Annotated in this window: 17 protein-coding genes and 1 pseudogene; 13 read left to right on the top strand and 5 right to left on the bottom strand. The window is 64.9% G+C overall.

The features are described 5' to 3' along the window. The first annotated feature begins 282 nt into the window (after positions 1–282). The 5 genes and pseudogenes from FOY51_RS21130 to FOY51_RS27405 form a co-directional block, all read left to right on the top strand. Positions 283–1,119: an undecaprenyl-diphosphate phosphatase gene (locus FOY51_RS21130; protein ID WP_149432256.1), complete on the top strand. Its 837-nt coding sequence runs from the start codon at positions 283–285 to the stop codon at positions 1,117–1,119. Next, a complete protein-coding gene (locus tag FOY51_RS21135) occupies positions 1,116–1,361 on the top strand; it encodes a hypothetical protein (protein ID WP_149432257.1) in 246 nt (81 codons plus the stop codon). Before FOY51_RS21130 ends, FOY51_RS21135 begins: the two co-directional genes overlap by 4 nt. 43 nt (positions 1,362–1,404) lie before the next feature. Next, positions 1,405–2,178, top strand: a complete 774-nt coding sequence (locus tag FOY51_RS21140) for a COG4705 family protein (RefSeq protein ID WP_235916594.1) — start codon at positions 1,405–1,407, stop codon at positions 2,176–2,178. Positions 2,179–2,197: 19 nt separating this feature from the next. Continuing rightward, positions 2,198–2,866, top strand: coding sequence for a response regulator transcription factor (locus tag FOY51_RS21145; protein WP_149432258.1), 669 nt, complete (start codon positions 2,198–2,200; stop codon positions 2,864–2,866). A gap of 48 nt (positions 2,867–2,914) precedes the next feature. Then, positions 2,915–3,189, top strand: a pseudogene (locus FOY51_RS27405) (cyclase family protein); the annotation flags it as partial. Positions 3,190–3,196: 7 nt separating this feature from the next. Here the strand turns inward: FOY51_RS27405 and FOY51_RS21155 are convergent. The 3 genes from FOY51_RS21155 to FOY51_RS21165 form a co-directional block, all read right to left on the bottom strand. Continuing rightward, entirely contained in the window at positions 3,197–3,820 is a 624-nt protein-coding gene (locus FOY51_RS21155; RefSeq protein ID WP_149432259.1) for an FMN reductase, read from the bottom strand. Beyond that, on the bottom strand, positions 3,817–4,887 hold the full coding sequence (locus tag FOY51_RS21160) for an LLM class flavin-dependent oxidoreductase (protein ID WP_149432260.1): 1,071 nt from the start codon (positions 4,885–4,887) through the stop codon (positions 3,817–3,819). Before FOY51_RS21160 ends, FOY51_RS21155 begins: the two co-directional genes overlap by 4 nt. 93 nt (positions 4,888–4,980) lie before the next feature. After that, positions 4,981–6,906 (bottom strand): acyl-CoA dehydrogenase family protein, encoded by a 1,926-nt coding sequence (locus FOY51_RS21165; protein WP_149432261.1) that lies wholly within the window; start codon positions 6,904–6,906, stop codon positions 4,981–4,983. A gap of 176 nt (positions 6,907–7,082) precedes the next feature. On the opposite strand from FOY51_RS21165, the gene FOY51_RS21170 reads away from it, so the two are divergent. Beyond that, positions 7,083–7,274, top strand: a complete 192-nt coding sequence (locus FOY51_RS21170) for a hypothetical protein (RefSeq protein ID WP_149432262.1) — start codon at positions 7,083–7,085, stop codon at positions 7,272–7,274. Positions 7,275–7,277: 3 nt separating this feature from the next. Here FOY51_RS21170 and FOY51_RS21175 read toward each other — a convergent pair whose 3' ends face one another. After that, on the bottom strand, positions 7,278–7,742 hold the full coding sequence (locus tag FOY51_RS21175; protein WP_149432263.1) for a group II truncated hemoglobin: 465 nt from the start codon (positions 7,740–7,742) through the stop codon (positions 7,278–7,280). Continuing rightward, a complete protein-coding gene (locus FOY51_RS21180) occupies positions 7,732–8,043 on the bottom strand; it encodes a putative quinol monooxygenase (protein ID WP_149432264.1) in 312 nt (103 codons plus the stop codon). The genes FOY51_RS21175 and FOY51_RS21180 overlap by 11 nt, the downstream gene beginning before the upstream one ends. Before the next feature lie 67 nt (positions 8,044–8,110). Between FOY51_RS21180 and FOY51_RS21185 the strand changes: the two genes are divergently transcribed. The 7 genes from FOY51_RS21185 (at position 8,111) to ccsB (ending at position 14,780) form a co-directional block, all read left to right on the top strand. Next, a complete protein-coding gene (locus tag FOY51_RS21185) occupies positions 8,111–8,692 on the top strand; it encodes a TetR/AcrR family transcriptional regulator (protein WP_149432265.1) in 582 nt (193 codons plus the stop codon). A 52-nt stretch (positions 8,693–8,744) separates the two neighbouring features. Next, the gene (hemL, locus tag FOY51_RS21190; RefSeq protein WP_149432266.1) at positions 8,745–10,088 is read left to right on the top strand and encodes a glutamate-1-semialdehyde 2,1-aminomutase; all 1,344 of its coding nucleotides are present in this window, start codon (positions 8,745–8,747) and stop codon (positions 10,086–10,088) included. Next, on the top strand, positions 10,085–10,738 hold the full coding sequence (locus FOY51_RS21195) for a histidine phosphatase family protein (protein WP_149432267.1): 654 nt from the start codon (positions 10,085–10,087) through the stop codon (positions 10,736–10,738). Before hemL ends, FOY51_RS21195 begins: the two co-directional genes overlap by 4 nt. A gap of 86 nt (positions 10,739–10,824) precedes the next feature. Then, positions 10,825–11,382 (top strand): TlpA disulfide reductase family protein, encoded by a 558-nt coding sequence (locus tag FOY51_RS21200; RefSeq protein ID WP_235916620.1) that lies wholly within the window; start codon positions 10,825–10,827, stop codon positions 11,380–11,382. Then, complete coding sequence (locus FOY51_RS21205) at positions 11,379–12,185, top strand: cytochrome c biogenesis CcdA family protein (protein WP_149432268.1); 807 nt, start codon at positions 11,379–11,381, stop codon at positions 12,183–12,185. The genes FOY51_RS21200 and FOY51_RS21205 overlap by 4 nt, the downstream gene beginning before the upstream one ends. Next, positions 12,182–13,828, top strand: coding sequence for a cytochrome c biogenesis protein ResB (resB, locus tag FOY51_RS21210; protein WP_149432269.1), 1,647 nt, complete (start codon positions 12,182–12,184; stop codon positions 13,826–13,828). The genes FOY51_RS21205 and resB overlap by 4 nt, the downstream gene beginning before the upstream one ends. Further along, entirely contained in the window at positions 13,809–14,780 is a 972-nt protein-coding gene (gene ccsB, locus FOY51_RS21215) for a c-type cytochrome biogenesis protein CcsB (protein WP_371830477.1), read from the top strand. The genes resB and ccsB overlap by 20 nt, the downstream gene beginning before the upstream one ends. The last annotated feature ends 64 nt before the right edge of the window (positions 14,781–14,844 follow it).

The raw sequence follows: 14,844 nt of genomic DNA on the forward strand, positions 1-14,844 counted from the left end.
TTTCCTGGGTTCGGTTGACCAGCATCTCCGAGATGTGTTCCGTCGCCGCGGCGCCGGGTGAGGTGTCACCCGGTATCCGCATCGGCAAGGTGTCGAACATAGGTTCGATAATACGCGCACAAACGCTGCAACACAACGGAATTCAGTGTCAAATCTGATGATCACGCCTACAATGCGAGCGCTCCGATAACACGCCCGATCGCATGGCGCTGACAAGGACTTTCAGCGAAATCACAGGCGCATCGTGATGGGATGCCTTGTTTGCTGAACAGGGGAGAACGTGTGAACATCGCTCAGGCAGTGATTTTGGGAATTGCGGAAGGGCTGACCGAGTTTCTCCCCGTTTCCAGTACCGGGCATTTGACCATCGCGGAGAAGCTGATGGGACTGTCGCTGGACGACGCATCTGTCACCGCATTCACCGCGATCATTCAGGTGGGTGCGATCGTGGCGGTGATCGTCTACTTCCGTCGCGATATCGTCGCGCTTGTACTGGCCTGGGTGCGCGGATTGGCATTGCCGACTGCACGATCCAACCCCGAGTACCGACTCGCGTGGGCCGTGATCGTCGGCTCGATCCCGATCGGCATCATCGGTTTCCTCGGCAAGGACCTGGTGTCCGGACCGCTTCGCAGCCTGTGGGTGGTTGCCGGTGCGCTCATCACGTGGAGCGCCGTGATGTTCTACGCGGAAAAGGTTGCGACGCAACGTCGTACCGAGCAAGAGGTGACGCTGCGAGACGCAATCGTGGTCGGGCTCTTGCAATGTGTGGCGTTGATACCAGGTGTGTCGAGGTCCGGCGCCACGATCAGCGCCGGGTTGTTCGTGGGGCTCGATCGTGTTGCGGCAACGCGGTTGTCGTTCTTCCTGTCGATTCCAGCGTTGGTCGCGGCAGGCGGATACGAGGCCGCGACCAACGCAACCGACATCGGGAACGGTGTGGGTTGGCTCGCAACGGGTGTTGCGACACTGGTCAGTCTGATCGTCGCGTACGCGTCCATTGCGTGGTTGCTGCGCTTCGTATCCGGCCACCCCATCACGTATTTCGTCGGCTACCGGGTCGCATTGGGCATTGGCCTGATTGCGCTTCTCAGCGCCGGTGTCCTGTCAGCCACGTGACCAAGGAAGTCTCACCCGATGCCGCACAAGCGCGGATCTTCATCGCCCTACTCGAAGCGGAATTGGCCATCGCGACGACGGCGATAGCCGCGACCGATGCCTGGCTCGCGAGGCTGCCCGAGGACGCGTTGGCCGACGTGGAGCATCGACTGTGGCTGCAGGCGCGGAAGTTACGACTGGACGTGGACGAGCTGCAGCGGCAGGTCGATTCGCTCGCCAAACGCTTCCTGAAAGCGCGCTGAAGGTGATTCGGCCGTTGTCGGATCAGGCGAAATACTCTCCAGCGTGACCACCGACAGAATCCGGATTGCCCCGAGCTCGGCTGCCGTACGGGTACCGACGATCACCGCGATGTTCTGGCTCGCGAAGGCAGCCACCACCGCGATGGGCGAATCCAGCTCCGACTTCTTGGTGCGCACGCTGCCGCCTCCGGTCGCGGTGCTCCTCGGCGCCGTTGCGCTGGCAATCGCTCTCGCCCTCCAGCTGACGGCCCGCCGCTACGTGCCGTGGCGATATTGGCTCGCTGTCGCGATGGTCGGTGTGTTCGGAACGATGGCGGCCGACGTGCTGCACGTGGGACTCGGCATTCCGTACATCGTGTCGACGGTGTTCTTCGCGTTGGCGCTCGCGGCCGTGTTCGTTGTCTGGTTCCGACTGGAAGGCACCTTGTCCATCCACAGCATCGACACTGCGCGTCGGGAATGGTGCTACTGGGCGGCCGTGATGACGACGTTCGCATTCGGAACTGCCGCAGGCGATCTCACTGCGGTGTCATTGCATCTCGGCTACCTCGCGTCCGGCGTGTTGTTCGCGTTGGTGATCGCAGTGCCAGCGGTCGGCTACTTCAAGTTCGCGCTGAATCCGATCGTCGCGTTCTGGTTCGCCTACATCGTGACCCGACCCCTCGGTGCATCGCTGGCGGACTGGGCTGGTGTTTCGCCCGATCGCGGTGGACTCGATCTGGGGCCGGGTACCGTCAGTCTTGCGCTCATCGGCGTGATCGTGGCGTTGGTCGTCGCAATGACAAGGCAGCGCCGTTTGTCGGTTGACCGGCTGTGACATGGGCATCGGAGACGACGTGCGAGTTCTGGTTGTCGAGGACGAGGTGCGCCTCGCCGAGGTGATCCGCCGCGGGCTGGTTGCCGAAGGTTTCGTGGTGGATGTGGAGCGCGACGGCGACCGCGGATTCGATACAGCGCTGAGCGAAGCTTTCGACGCGATAGTTCTCGACATCATGCTGCCGGGCAAGCACGGTTACGACATCGTTCGTGATCTTCGCGCGGCCCAGGTGTGGACGCCCATTTTGATGCTCTCGGCGAAGGACGGCGAATACGACCTTGCCGACGCCTTCGATCTCGGAGCAGACGACTACCTGGTCAAACCGTTCTCGTTCGTAGTCCTGATCGCGCGACTTCGGGCGTTGATTCGTCGAGGCGCACCCGAGCGCCCCGCCATTCTGCGAGCGGGGAGTCTGGAACTGGACCCGTCTCGGCATCGGGTCACTCGCGAGGGGCGTGAGCTCGCTCTGACACCTCGCGAGCACAGCGTGCTCGAATTTCTGATGCGGCACGCAGGCACTGTCGTCACGAAGGCCGAGATCGTCAAAGCCGTGTGGGACACCAACTACGAGGGCGACGAGAACATCGTCGAGGTCTACATCGGCTACCTGCGCCGCAAGGTGGACCAACCGTTCTCGACGCCGTGCATCGAGACCGTCCGCGGAATCGGCTACCGGTTGTCCGAATAAGCCGGATTGTCGTATAAGTTGCCTTCAGCTATGGCCGGGGAACGCGCCGTCGGCACCCATATCGACGCCCCTGCGCACAAATCGTGGGCGGTGCCACCGTCGACATGATTGCGGCTGGTGACCTGGTTGCGCCGCTCGTCGTGATCGATATCGCCGCGAAGGCGGAGCGCGATGCCCACATCGCGTGTCTCGGCGTAGGTCGCTACGGCGTCGAGGCGTTGGCCAACCTGTCGACGGTGCCCGCGGTGGGCGCAACCGTTGTCGTCGGGGCACCCACTCACGGCGGGTCGGGCGGGCCGTGTCGCGTGTTGGCGCTCTCCTGACGCTTGCTCAGGCCCGCTGATCGGCGAGCAGCTGGGCGAACGGAATCGGGTCGTCGAACGGATCGACCGGTCGCACAGCGGGACGACGATCGAGGATGTCGGCGAGTTCTGTTGCCGCACGGTCGATTCGGTCGACCAAGCCAGGCCCGCCTGCCCCGCTCGAACCCCAGTCCTCGGTGGCCGCGTACACCGACGTCGGGACGACGCTCGCGTGGAGGTATGCGAACATCGGGCGCAGTGCGTGCTCCAAAGCCAGTGAGTGCCTGGCACTTCCGCCGGTGGCGCCGATCAGCACAGGGATACCTGCGAGCGAGTCCTTCTCCAGCACATCGAAGAAGGTCTTGAACAGGCCGCTGTACGACGCGTTGAAGATCGGCGTCACCGCGATCAGCGCGTCGGCACCCGTGACCTTCTCGATGGCCGCACGCAGCGACCCTGCCGGAAATCCGGTGATCAGGTTGTTCGCCAAATCCTGTGCGTGTTCACGGAGATCGACGAATTCGAGTCGAGCGGTGGAGCCGTTCGCCTGCAGTGCCTTCTCGGTTGCGGTGGCGAGGCGCTCGCCAAGCAGTCGGGTCGACGACGGCTGGCTCAGGCCTGCGGTCACGACTGCGATACGCAAGGTCGTCATCGCGTCACCGCTGTCCTCGGGTGGATCGGGCCGTCGGGGACGTGCGCCGGTCGGAGGGTGTCGAACTCCTTGCGCAGCACCGGGATCACGTGCTCGCCGAGCAGATCCAGCTGTTCGAGAACGGTGGACAACGGCAGGCCCGCGTGATCGACAAGGAACAGCTGGCGTTGGTAGTCGCCGAAATGGTCGCGGAAGGTGAGCGTCTTGTCGATGACTTCCTGCGGACTGCCGACCGTCAGTGGCGTGTCGGCCGTGAACTCTTCGAGCGACGGTCCATGGCCATAGACCGGAGCGTTGTCGAAGTAGGGCCGGAACTTCCTGACTGCGTCCTGAGAGTTCTTGCTCATGAACACCTGGCCCCCGAGCCCGACGATCGCCTGGTCCGCGGAGCCGTGACCGTAGTGCTCGTAGCGCCGACGGTAGAGATCGATCAGACGCTGGAAGTGATCCTTCGGCCAGAAGATGTGGTTGGCGAAGAACCCGTCGCCGTAATACGCGGCCTGCTCGGCGATCTGAGGGCTGCGGATGGAGCCGTGCCAGACGAAGGGCGGAACGTCGTCGAGCGGTCGCGGCGTCGAGGTGAACGACTGCAGCGGCGTGCGGAACTTGCCTTCCCAGTCGACTACGTCCTCGCGCCAAAGCCGGTGCAGCAGATCGTAGTTCTCGATGGCGAGCGGGATGCCGTCGCGAATGTCCTTGCCGAACCACGGGTAGACGGGGCCGGTGTTGCCTCGGCCGAGCATCAGGTCGACGCGACCGTCGGCGAGGTGCTGCAGCATGGCGAAGTCTTCGGCGATCTTGACCGGGTCGTTGGTCGTGATCAGCGTGGTCGCCGTGGACAGCAGGATTCGATCGGTCCGTGCGGCGACGTAGCCGAGCATGGTGGTCGGGGAGGACGGGACGAACGGCGGGTTGTGGTGCTCGCCGGTTGCGAACACGTCGAGGCCGATCTCTTCGGCCTTCTGCGCGATCGCGACCATGGCCTTGATCCGCTCGGCCTCGGTGGGTGTGTGGCCCGTCGTCGGATCCGTCGTGACGTCGCCGACCGTGAAGATTCCGAACTGCATGCCGACCTCCTGATGATTGAAAGTTGAACTATCATCGAGAACGAGCCGGACGTCGGAGTTATTCCGCGAAGTCAGAACGGCGTCGACGCAGGGTTAGCCGCCACCGTCCGTGCCGGGACCACCGAGCATGGCAGCACCGAGCAACGATTCCGGAACGCCGAGGCCGTCGACCATGGTCAGCGCGTGCGGCCGCAGCACCCGGCAGCGGTCGTTGATGCCACGAAGCACCGCCTTGGCGCGCTCGACCGAGAGGTGCCGGTGCTCCATGAACCAGGCCTTGTCCTCGTCGATCACCGTCAGCGCGTACAGGTCGCAGAGATCGGAGAGCAGGTCCTTGGCCGCCTCGTCCTTGCACGCGTCGATGCCGGCGACAAAGGCCTCCAACACGATTCGATCGATGTGCGCCCGCGCCGCCCGCAGCACGTGATCCTGGACGAAGTTGAAGGCGTCGAACGGATCTTCTTCGCGCTTCTGCGCACCCTGGAGGCGGCGAGCCGCGGTGGAGAGCAGGTACTCCTCTCGGTCCTCGATCATCCGCAGCTGGGTGCCCCGGTTGAAGAGGCTGCCGTCCTCCTCGTTGTCCTGACGGGTATCGAGCAGCGTCTGGATGATCTGCTGTGCGGCCGTGCGCTTCTTGACCACGTCGCTGATGTTGACGGCGGCGAAGCGCATCCAATCGACCGGACTCATGCCACGCACCTCGTCGGCGTATGCGGTGAGCAGTTCCTTCGCGACCAGCTGCGTGAGCACGTGATTGTCGCCCTCGAAGGTGGTGAACACATCGGTGTCCGCCTTCAGCGCGACCAGCCGGTTCTCCATCAGGTAGCCGGCGCCGCCGCAAGCTTCCCGACACTCCTGCAACGCGCGAGTGGCGTGTGCGGTCTGAGCGGCCTTGAGTCCGGCCGCGCGACCTTCCAGTTCACGCTGCTCGTGCGGGTCGACGTCGTCGGAGGACTGGATGGTCTGCATCTTCAGGATCAGCTCGTTCTGCGCGAACGCCAACGCATACGACCGCGCGATCAACGGGAACAACCGTCGCTGATGCGTGAGGTAGTCCATGATCAGAACTTCTTGATCGCTCTTGGGTGCGCTGAACTGCCTGCGCTGCAACGCATATCGGGTCGCGATGGTGAGTCCGACCTTGGCGGCCGCAGCAGCCGAGCCGCCGACCGTGACACGACCGCGCACAAGAGTGCCGACCATCGTGAAGAAGCGACGGTTCGGGTTCTCGATGGGTGAGGAGTACTTTCCGTCCTCGCTCACGTCGGCGTATTTGTTCAGCAGATTTTCGCGGGGGACGCGGACGTGGTCGAAGACGAGCCTGCCGTTGTCGACGCCGGGCAGTCCGCCCTTGTAGCCGCAGTCCGACGTGGTGACACCGGGCAGATCGTTGCCTTGGTCGTCACGGATCGGAACGACGAAGCAGTGCACACCTTCGCTCGCGCCGTCGATCACGAGTTGCGCGAACACGGCGGCAACCTTGGCGTGCTGCGCTGCACCGCCGATGTAGTCCTTACGGGCACCGGGAGTGGGTGTGTCGATGACGAATTCACCGGTGGCGGCGTCGTAGGTCGCGGTGGTGCCCAGTTCCTGAACGTCGCTGCCATGCCCCGATTCGGTCATCGCGAAGCAGCCGAGCAGGTCCAGATCGATCAGCGGCTTGATGTACGCGTCGTGGTGGCGCTTGGTGCCGAGGTTCTCGATCGCGCCACCGAACAGCCCCCACTGGACGCCTGCCTTGACCATCAGCGACAGGTCCGACATCGCGAGCATCTCGATGCTGGCAACCGCTGCGCCCGCATGGCCGGTGCCGCCGTTCTCGACGCGGAATCCGTTGGCGGCGTAGCCCTCCTTGGCCAACAACTGCATCTGCTCGAGCGCGATCTGACGTGCCTTGGCGAGGTCGGGTGTGTAGTGGGGTGCGAACTCCGGTCGGTCGAGGTCGAGGCGTGTCTTCTCCCGTACGTCGCGCCAGGGACCGTCCAACGCATTGCGGATGTGATCAGCTGTCGTGGCCATACCTGACGGTAGCGCGGCGTGCGGTCGGGAGGGACGGTGTTGACCGCAATAGCCGGTCGTTGCACTTGCTTACGATGCTGGTGGAATTGCGGTCTCGCGCCGACTCGTTCGCCTGCCTAACCTGCGGGTACAGGCAATCTGATCGAGCTAGGCGGTACGTCATGAAGCGCGTGTGTGTGAATGTTGTTGCAGTGGTAGCGATCACGATGTCGGCGGGTTTGGTGGTAGCGCCGATGGCCTCGGCCGGTCAGGTTTCCGGCTCGTCGCAGCAGGAATTCGATATTTTCCAGGCCATCGTGAAGTTCTTCGTTCCGAGCATATGTTCGTTGGCGGGTAGCGATGGCTGCGCCCCCGGAACTGTGCGTTAGCGGCTAGCCCTCGAACGGCGGCGCGACGCCCCAGCCCCATCGCGGAACAGGGGCCTGCTCGACGACCTTCGCGCCGGGCTGGGAGTTGGCGAGCGCGATTCGTGTTCCCCACTCCACGTATGCCATGAACGCCGAACGGAATTCGGGATCCGCGGGCAGTCCGGCGTCGTCGGCGGCCAGGCTCATGGTCGACGCGAAGCGGTGGCGTTGCGCGTCGGTGATGCCGAGGTCGATGTGGTGATGCAACATCCGCTGATAGCCGCCGAACTCGTCGGTGTAGCGCGCGGGTCCGCCGAAAACCTCGCACCACCATAGCGTCACGTTGTGCCGATGCTCCTCGTGGACGCCGCCGGGAAACAGCGGCGAGATCAGGTCGTCCTTCTCGACGCGGTCGTAGAAGGCATCGATCAGCGATCGGAACGCCGTCTCGCCTCCAGCCCAGTCGAACAGTGTCGGGTCAGTGCTCATGGCGGAGTGCGTCCTTCCGAACGTCGAAATGACTCATCTCGTCGATCGACGAAAAGTACGGGCGCACAGCGGCAAAGAAGTCGGCGAAGCCTGCGCTCTGGCGAAAACCGTTCTCGTGCCCGTCGATCGAGTCCCATTCGATGCGGACGACGAAATGCGTCGGGTCTTCCACGCCTTGCGTGAATTCGTAACCGAGACAATGCGAATCGGCGTCGAGCACGTGTGATGCCCGTTCGTACGCATCGAGGAAGGCGGCGGCGGTGTCTTCGGAAATCGTGTAGCGGATGTATTCGACAATCATCTGAACTCCGATCTACGCTGGTCCCATCAACAATACAGATCTGTATTGAATTGGGAAGGAGTCGGCGATGGTCAATCGGTCCGGTCGGGCCCGCGACACGGCCATCGACGATCGCGTGCTGCACGCTGCGGGCCGCCATCTTGCGCAGGGCGGATACGACGCCATGTCGGTCGCGTCGATCGCCGCGGAAGCCGGCACCACCCGGCAGGCGCTCTATCGGCGTTGGCCCACCAAGGCCGATCTCGCGGCAGCCGTCGTCGAGCAGCTGGCCGACGACCGCGTAGGCGCCGGGTCCGCCGATCCGCTCGGCGACCTGATTCGCGAGCTCACCGATTTTCAGCGAGGCGTTTCTCGGCGCGGACGGCTGTCGTTGGTCGGCACGATGCTGCAGGACACCACGGACGCCGATGTCCGCGCGCGCTATCGCGAATCGGTTGTCGCGCCGCGCCGACGTCGTATCCGAGCGATTCTCGAGCGGGCCCGCGCGTTGGGGATGATCGACGACGACGCCGACTTCGACGTCGCCGTCACCATGGCCACCGGCTGTTGGTACGGCCGCGAGCTGGCGGGGGAGCAGGTGCCCCCGGACTGGCCGCGGCGGTCGGCGACGCTGGTCTGGCGGGCGGTGGGCGGCGTGATCGGCGGGTGATCTACTACACCCTGTCGGTGCGGATTTGCGTTCGGCTGAGACACTGGGTGTCGTGACTGTCACTGCGGGCGACGCCGCTGCCGCCAATTCCGCTCGGCTGTTCGAGCGCGCGAGTGCCGTCATCCCCGGCGGTGTGAACTCGCCCGTTCGCGCGTTTCATTCGGTGGGTGGGACGCCGCGATTCATCTCGAAGGCGTCCGGCTACACGTTGACCGACGCGGACGGCAAGGATTATGTCGACCTGATCTGTTCGTGGGGTCCGATGATCCTGGGCCACGCGCACCCGGCCGTCGTCGATGCCGTCCAGAAAGCCGCGGTCGACGGACTGTCGTTCGGAGCGCCGACCGAAGGCGAGATTCTGCTGGCCGAGGCGATCGTGGAGCGGGTAGAGCCGGTCGACCAGGTACGACTGGTCAACTCCGGCACCGAAGCAACCATGAGTGCCGTGCGGCTGGCACGTGGCTTCACCGGTCGTACCAAGATCGTCAAGTTCGCGGGCTGCTACCACGGCCACGTCGACGCACTGCTCGCCGATGCGGGCTCGGGTGTCGCCACGCTCGGCCTGCCGACGTCGCCCGGCGTCACCGGTGCCCAGGCCGCCGACACGATCGTGGTGCCCTACAACGACCTGACGGCCGTCGAAGCGGTGTTCGCCGCCAACCCCGGCCAGATCGCGTGCATCATCACCGAGGCTGCGGCGGGCAACATGGGCGCGATCGCGCCCGGTCCCGGCTTCAACGAGGGCTTGCAGCGCATCGCGCACGCCGACGGCGCGTTGCTGATCATGGATGAAGTGATGACCGGGTTCCGCGTCAGCGCGGCGGGCTGGTTCGGCCGTGACGGCGTCGCAGGCGACCTCTACACGTTCGGCAAGGTGATGAGCGGTGGTCTGCCTGCCGCCGCGTTCGGCGGTCGCGCCGAGATCATGGCCTGCCTCGCGCCCGCAGGTCCCGTCTATCAGGCGGGCACTCTGTCCGGAAACCCCGTTGCCGTCGCGGCCGGATTGGCGACGCTGCGCAATGCCGACAGCGCCGTCTACGACTCGCTCGAAGCCAACGCCACCCGCTTGGGAGGGCTGATCGGTGATGCGCTGACCGCCGCCGGCGTCACGCATCAGGTGCAGTTCGCAGGCACCATGGTGAGCGTGTTCTTCAGCGACAGCCCGGTCACCGACTACGCGGGCGCCAAGGCCAGCGAGACCTGGCGGTTCCCGGCGTTCTTCCATTCGCTGCTGGACCAGGGCGTTTACCCGCCGCCCAGCGCCTACGAAGCGTGGTTCGTCTCCGCCGCACTCGACGACGGCGCCTTCGGCATCATCGCCGACGCACTTCCCGCCGCCGCTCAGGCAGCGGCTGCCGCCACCGCACCTACCGACAGCACAGGAACGCCAACGTGACACAGCCCTCCACCGATACGGCCCCCCGGACCATCGTGCACGTGCTGCGCCACGGCGAGGTACACAATCCCAAAGGCATCCTCTACGGCAGACTGCCGGGATTCCGGCTGTCGGTGACCGGTCAGTCGCAGGCCGCTGCCGTGGCAGCCGCGCTCGCCGGACACGACATCATTCACGTGATCGCGTCGCCGCTGCAACGCGCACAGGAGACTGCTGCGCCCATCGCGGAAAGCCACGGATTGACCATCCAGACCGACGAGAATCTGATCGAGGCGGGCAACAGCTTCGAGGGTCTGCGCGTTGCCGTCGGCGACGGTGCGCTGCGCAGGCCGCGGCACTGGTGGAAGCTGCGCGACCCGTTCACGCCGTCCTGGGGCGAGCCGTACCTGCAGATCGCGCACCGGATGCTGGCTGCGGTGAACAAGGCGCGTGTCGAGGCGGTCGGGCACGAGGCCGTCTGTGTCTCGCATCAGCTGCCGGTATGGACGCTGCGCCGGTTCCTGCAAGGCGATCGACTGTGGCACGACCCGCGTAACCGTCAGTGCGGCCTGGCCTCGCTGACCTCGTTGATCTACGAAGGCGACACGCTCGTCGACATCGTCTATTCGGAGCCTGCGGGCAAGTCGGATCCGAGGGTGACGGGAGCGTGAGAGTGCGCTTCGCGCAGGTGAGCGTTTTGGGGGTCCACAGGCCAACAAAACGCTCACCTGCGGCGGCAGCGGCAGCAGTACTTGCGGTGCTGCTGTGCTTGACCGCCTGCGGCACCGGCAAGGACGCCGTCGCCGACAACGGCACCTTCGACTTCGTTTCCCCCGGCGGCAAAACCGACATCTTCTACGACCCGCCCGCCAGCCGCGGCAAGCTCGGCGAACTCTCCGGCCCCGACCTGATGACCGCGGGCAAGACCACCTCGCTCGACGATTTCGACGGCAAAGCCGTGGTGATCAACCTCTGGGGCCAGTGGTGCGGTCCGTGTCGCGGCGAAGCCGACGACCTCGAGCAGGTCTACGAGTCCACCAAAGACAAGGGCGTCGCGTTTCTGGGCATCAATGTCCGAGACCCGCAGCAGGACAAGGCCCAGGACTTCGTCACCGACAACAAGGTCGGCTATCCCTCCATCTACGACCCCGCAATGCGCACTCTGATCGCACTCGGCGGCAACTACCCGACCAGCGTCATCCCCAGCACGTTGGTCCTCGACAAGCAGCACCGCGTCGCCGCCGTCTTCCTCCGGGAACTGCTGGCCGACGATCTCCGTCCGGTCGTCGAACGGATCGCGGGGGAGCCGCAATGATTCTCGCCGGCATCGGCGACAGTTTTCAGACCACTGCCGCAACGGGACCGCTGCTGCTCGCACTCGGTGCGTGCGCGCTGGCCGGGCTGGTGTCGTTCGCTTCACCGTGCGTGGTTCCGCTGGTTCCCGGCTATCTGTCGTATCTGGCGGGCGTCGTCGGTGCCGAAGCACCACCGGTGACCGCGTCCGAAGCAGTGACTACGAAAGTCCGGACCGGACGCGGCCGCGTCGCAGGCGCGGCCGGATTGTTCGTGCTCGGCTTCACCGTGGTGTTCGTGCTGGCGACCGCATCCGTGTTCGGCGTCGTGCAGAGCCTGTCGATCAATCGTGAACTGCTGCAACGCATCGGCGGTGTGGTGACGATCGTGATGGGCCTCGTTTTCGTCGGGTTGGTGCCTGCTTTACAACGTGACGTTCGTTTCGAACCGCGCCGCGTGTCCAGCCTCGTGGGCGCCCCACTGCTGGGTGCGGTGTTCGCGCTCGGGTGGACGCCGTGTCTGGGCCCGACGCTGGCGGGCGTCATGTCCGTCGCAGCCGGAACCGAAGGTACGACGGCGGCGCGCGGCGTTGCACTGATCGTCGCCTATTGCCTCGGTTTGGGTCTGCCGTTCGTGATCCTCGCGTTCGGCTCGGCCAATGCGTTGCGCGGTGTGGGCTGGTTACGCCGCAACGCGCGCATCATTCAGGTTTTCGGCGGCGTGCTCCTGGTCGCAGTCGGTATCGCACTGGTCACCGGAGCGTGGGACCAGTTCGTCGGCTGGGTGCGCGACGCATTTGTCTCGGAGGTGACTCTGCCGATATGACGGCCACCGAAACCTGGCAGACGCCGGTGCCACCGCCACGTCAGTCCGCGATCGGACGGGCGTTCGCGGTCGTCCGCAACACCTGGCGCGCCCTCACCAGCATGCGCACGGCGCTGGTGCTGCTGTTCCTGCTCGCGCTCGCCGCGATCCCCGGTGCACTGCTGCCGCAGCGAAGTCTCAACGCGCAGAAGGTAGATCAGTACATCGCCAGCCGCGGCTCGCTCGGCCGGTTGATGGACAAGGTCGAACTGTTCGACGTCTTCAGCAGCTTCTGGTTCACGGCTGTCTATGTGCTGCTGTTCATTTCGCTGGTCGGCTGCATCATTCCGCGCTGCCTCGACCACGCTCGGGCACTGCGCACGCAGCCGGTGCCTGCGCCGCGCAATCTCGGTCGGTTACCGCACCACGTGACCCGGACAATCGACGGCGAGCCCGAAGCCATTGCCGCGCAGGTGCGTTCGGAGCTGCGCGGGTGGCGGGTGATCACCCGCGACGGCAACGGTCAGATCACCGTCTCCGCCGAAAAGGGCTATACCCGCGAACTGGGCAACCTGGTGTTCCACCTGTCGTTGGTGTGCCTGCTCGTCGCGATCGCCGTCGGCAAGCTGTTCGGCTACGAGGGCAGCGTCATCGTGATCGCCAACGACGGCCCCGGATTCTGCACCACGTCGCCCGCGGTCTTCGACTCGTTCCGTGCGGGCAACGTCCGCGACGGCACCGGGATGGCGCCGATCTGCTTGCGGGTCAAGGACTTCAACGCCGACTATCTCGATACCGGTGAGGCGACGATGTTCAAGTCGAACATCGAATACCAGGCAGGCGACGACCTGAAATCCAACACCTGGCGCCAGGACCAACTGCAGGTCAACCATCCGCTGCGGGTGTCCGGTGACCGCGTCTACCTGCAGGGTCACGGCTATGCGCCGACGTTCACCGTCACGTTCCCCAACGGCGAGAAGCGCACCGAGACACTGCAGTGGCGACCCGACGACGCGACCACCTTCCTCAGCAGTGGTGCCATGCGCATCGACCCACCGGGCGGCATGTACCCGAACGCCGACGACCGTCGCAAGAACCAGATCGCGATCGAAGGGCTGTTCGCGCCGACTGCGTTGCTGCACGGCACGTTGCTGTCCTCGAGCGCGCCGGGCCTCAACGATCCGGCCGTCGCCATCGACATCTACCGCGGCGACACAGGGCTCGACACCGGTCTGCCGCAGTCGTTGTTCTCGCTGAACACCGAGCTGATCAACCAGGGTCGACTGGTCAAGCAGACCCGGGTGAATCTGAAGCCGGGCGAGAGCTCCACGCTCAACGACGGCACCAAGGTCACGTTCGACGGCGCCGAGCAGTTCGTCAGCCTGCAGGTGTCGCACGATCCGACGCAGGGCTGGGTACTGGCGTCGGCGATCACGATGATGGCGGGGCTGCTGGTGTCGCTGGTGATCAGGCGGCGCAGAATTTGGGCGAGGGTTTATCCGTCCGACGTTGACCCGGACGGCAAACGACGTACGGTAGTAGAGCTGGGTGGCCTTGCCCGCACCGATCATGCCGGTTGGGGCGACGAGTTCGATCGGCTGAGTCAGCGATTGCTGCCCACAGGTGAGAACCAAAACGCAGGAGATGCCCGTGCCGATAGATGAGGACCTCGCTGGTTACAGCGACCTCGCATTCCAATCCGCATTCGCCATCTACGTGCTGGCCTTCGCGCTGCTGATCGGGCAGTACGCGTCGTTCCGGGCGAGCAAGGTGCATGCCGAGGAACTGGTGGCCGCCGGTTCTGTACCGAAATCCAATGTCCCCGGCCGGATCGCCGACACTCCCAAGAAGCCGTGGTCCGAACGACTCGGCAACATGGGTGCGTCCGTGCTGGTGGTGGGCATCGCGCTGCATATCGCCGCGATCGTGCTGCGTGGATTCGCGACCGATCGCTTCCCGCTCGGCAACATGTACGAGTTCGTGACGATGGCCTGCGCCGCTGCGATGGTCGTCGGCTCAGCTGTTCTGCGTGGCCAGAAGTACCGCTCGATGTGGGTCTTCCTGCTGGTGCCGGTGCTGATCCTGATGTTCCTCGCGGCGACTGTGCTCTACGCCGACGCCGCTCCGGTCGTACCCGCGCTGCGGTCCTACTGGCTGCCGATCCACGTCACCATCGTCAGCACCGGCAGCGGCGTGTTCATGGTCGCCGGGGTGGCCAGCCTGCTGTTCCTGCTGCGGATGCGCTACCCGGAGGGTGCTGAGGGCACGGGCTTCTTCGGCGCCATCGCGCAGCGGCTCCCGGATGCGCGAACGCTCGACCGGCTGGCATACAAGACCACGATCATCGGCTTCCCACTCTTCGGTGCCGGCGTCATCCTGGGTGCGATCTGGGCCGAAGCGGCCTGGGGTCGCTTCTGGGGTTGGGATCCGAAGGAGACGATGTCGTTCATCGCCTGGGTGGTCTACGCCGCATATCTGCACGCACGCGCGACCTCGGGTTGGCGTGACACGAAGGCAGCGTGGATCAATGTCGCTGGTTTTGTTGCGATGCTCTTCAACCTGTTCATCATCAACATGGTTGTCAGTGGTTTGCATTCGTATGCGGGACTGAACTAGTCCCTGCCGGAGCCGAAAGCCACGCTGCGGACCGATTCGCCCCACGCGGCCGCAATTGCGCCCG

Origin of the sequence: Antrihabitans cavernicola, from assembly GCF_008297975.1 — a bacterium.
GTDB lineage: Bacteria > Actinomycetota > Actinomycetes > Mycobacteriales > Mycobacteriaceae > Antrihabitans > Antrihabitans cavernicola.

Bases quoted from the DNA above. Each gene is read 5' to 3' on its own strand.
- FOY51_RS21175 (WP_149432263.1), bottom strand. From the start codon at position 7,742: ATGAGCACTGACCCGACACTGTTCGACTGGGCTGGAGGCGAGACGGCG.
- FOY51_RS21185 (WP_149432265.1), top strand. From the start codon at position 8,111: ATGGTCAATCGGTCCGGTCGGGCCCGCGACACGGCCATCGACGATCGC.
- FOY51_RS21160 (WP_149432260.1), bottom strand. From the start codon at position 4,887: ATGCAGTTCGGAATCTTCACGGTCGGCGACGTCACGACGGATCCGACG.
- FOY51_RS21155 (WP_149432259.1), bottom strand. From the start codon at position 3,820: ATGACGACCTTGCGTATCGCAGTCGTGACCGCAGGCCTGAGCCAGCCG.
- FOY51_RS21180 (WP_149432264.1), bottom strand. From the start codon at position 8,043: ATGATTGTCGAATACATCCGCTACACGATTTCCGAAGACACCGCCGCC.
- FOY51_RS21165 (WP_149432261.1), bottom strand. From the start codon at position 6,906: ATGGCCACGACAGCTGATCACATCCGCAATGCGTTGGACGGTCCCTGG.
- ccsB (WP_371830477.1), top strand. From the start codon at position 13,809: ATGCCCGTGCCGATAGATGAGGACCTCGCTGGTTACAGCGACCTCGCA.
- resB (WP_149432269.1), top strand. From the start codon at position 12,182: ATGACGGCCACCGAAACCTGGCAGACGCCGGTGCCACCGCCACGTCAG.
- FOY51_RS21205 (WP_149432268.1), top strand. From the start codon at position 11,379: ATGATTCTCGCCGGCATCGGCGACAGTTTTCAGACCACTGCCGCAACG.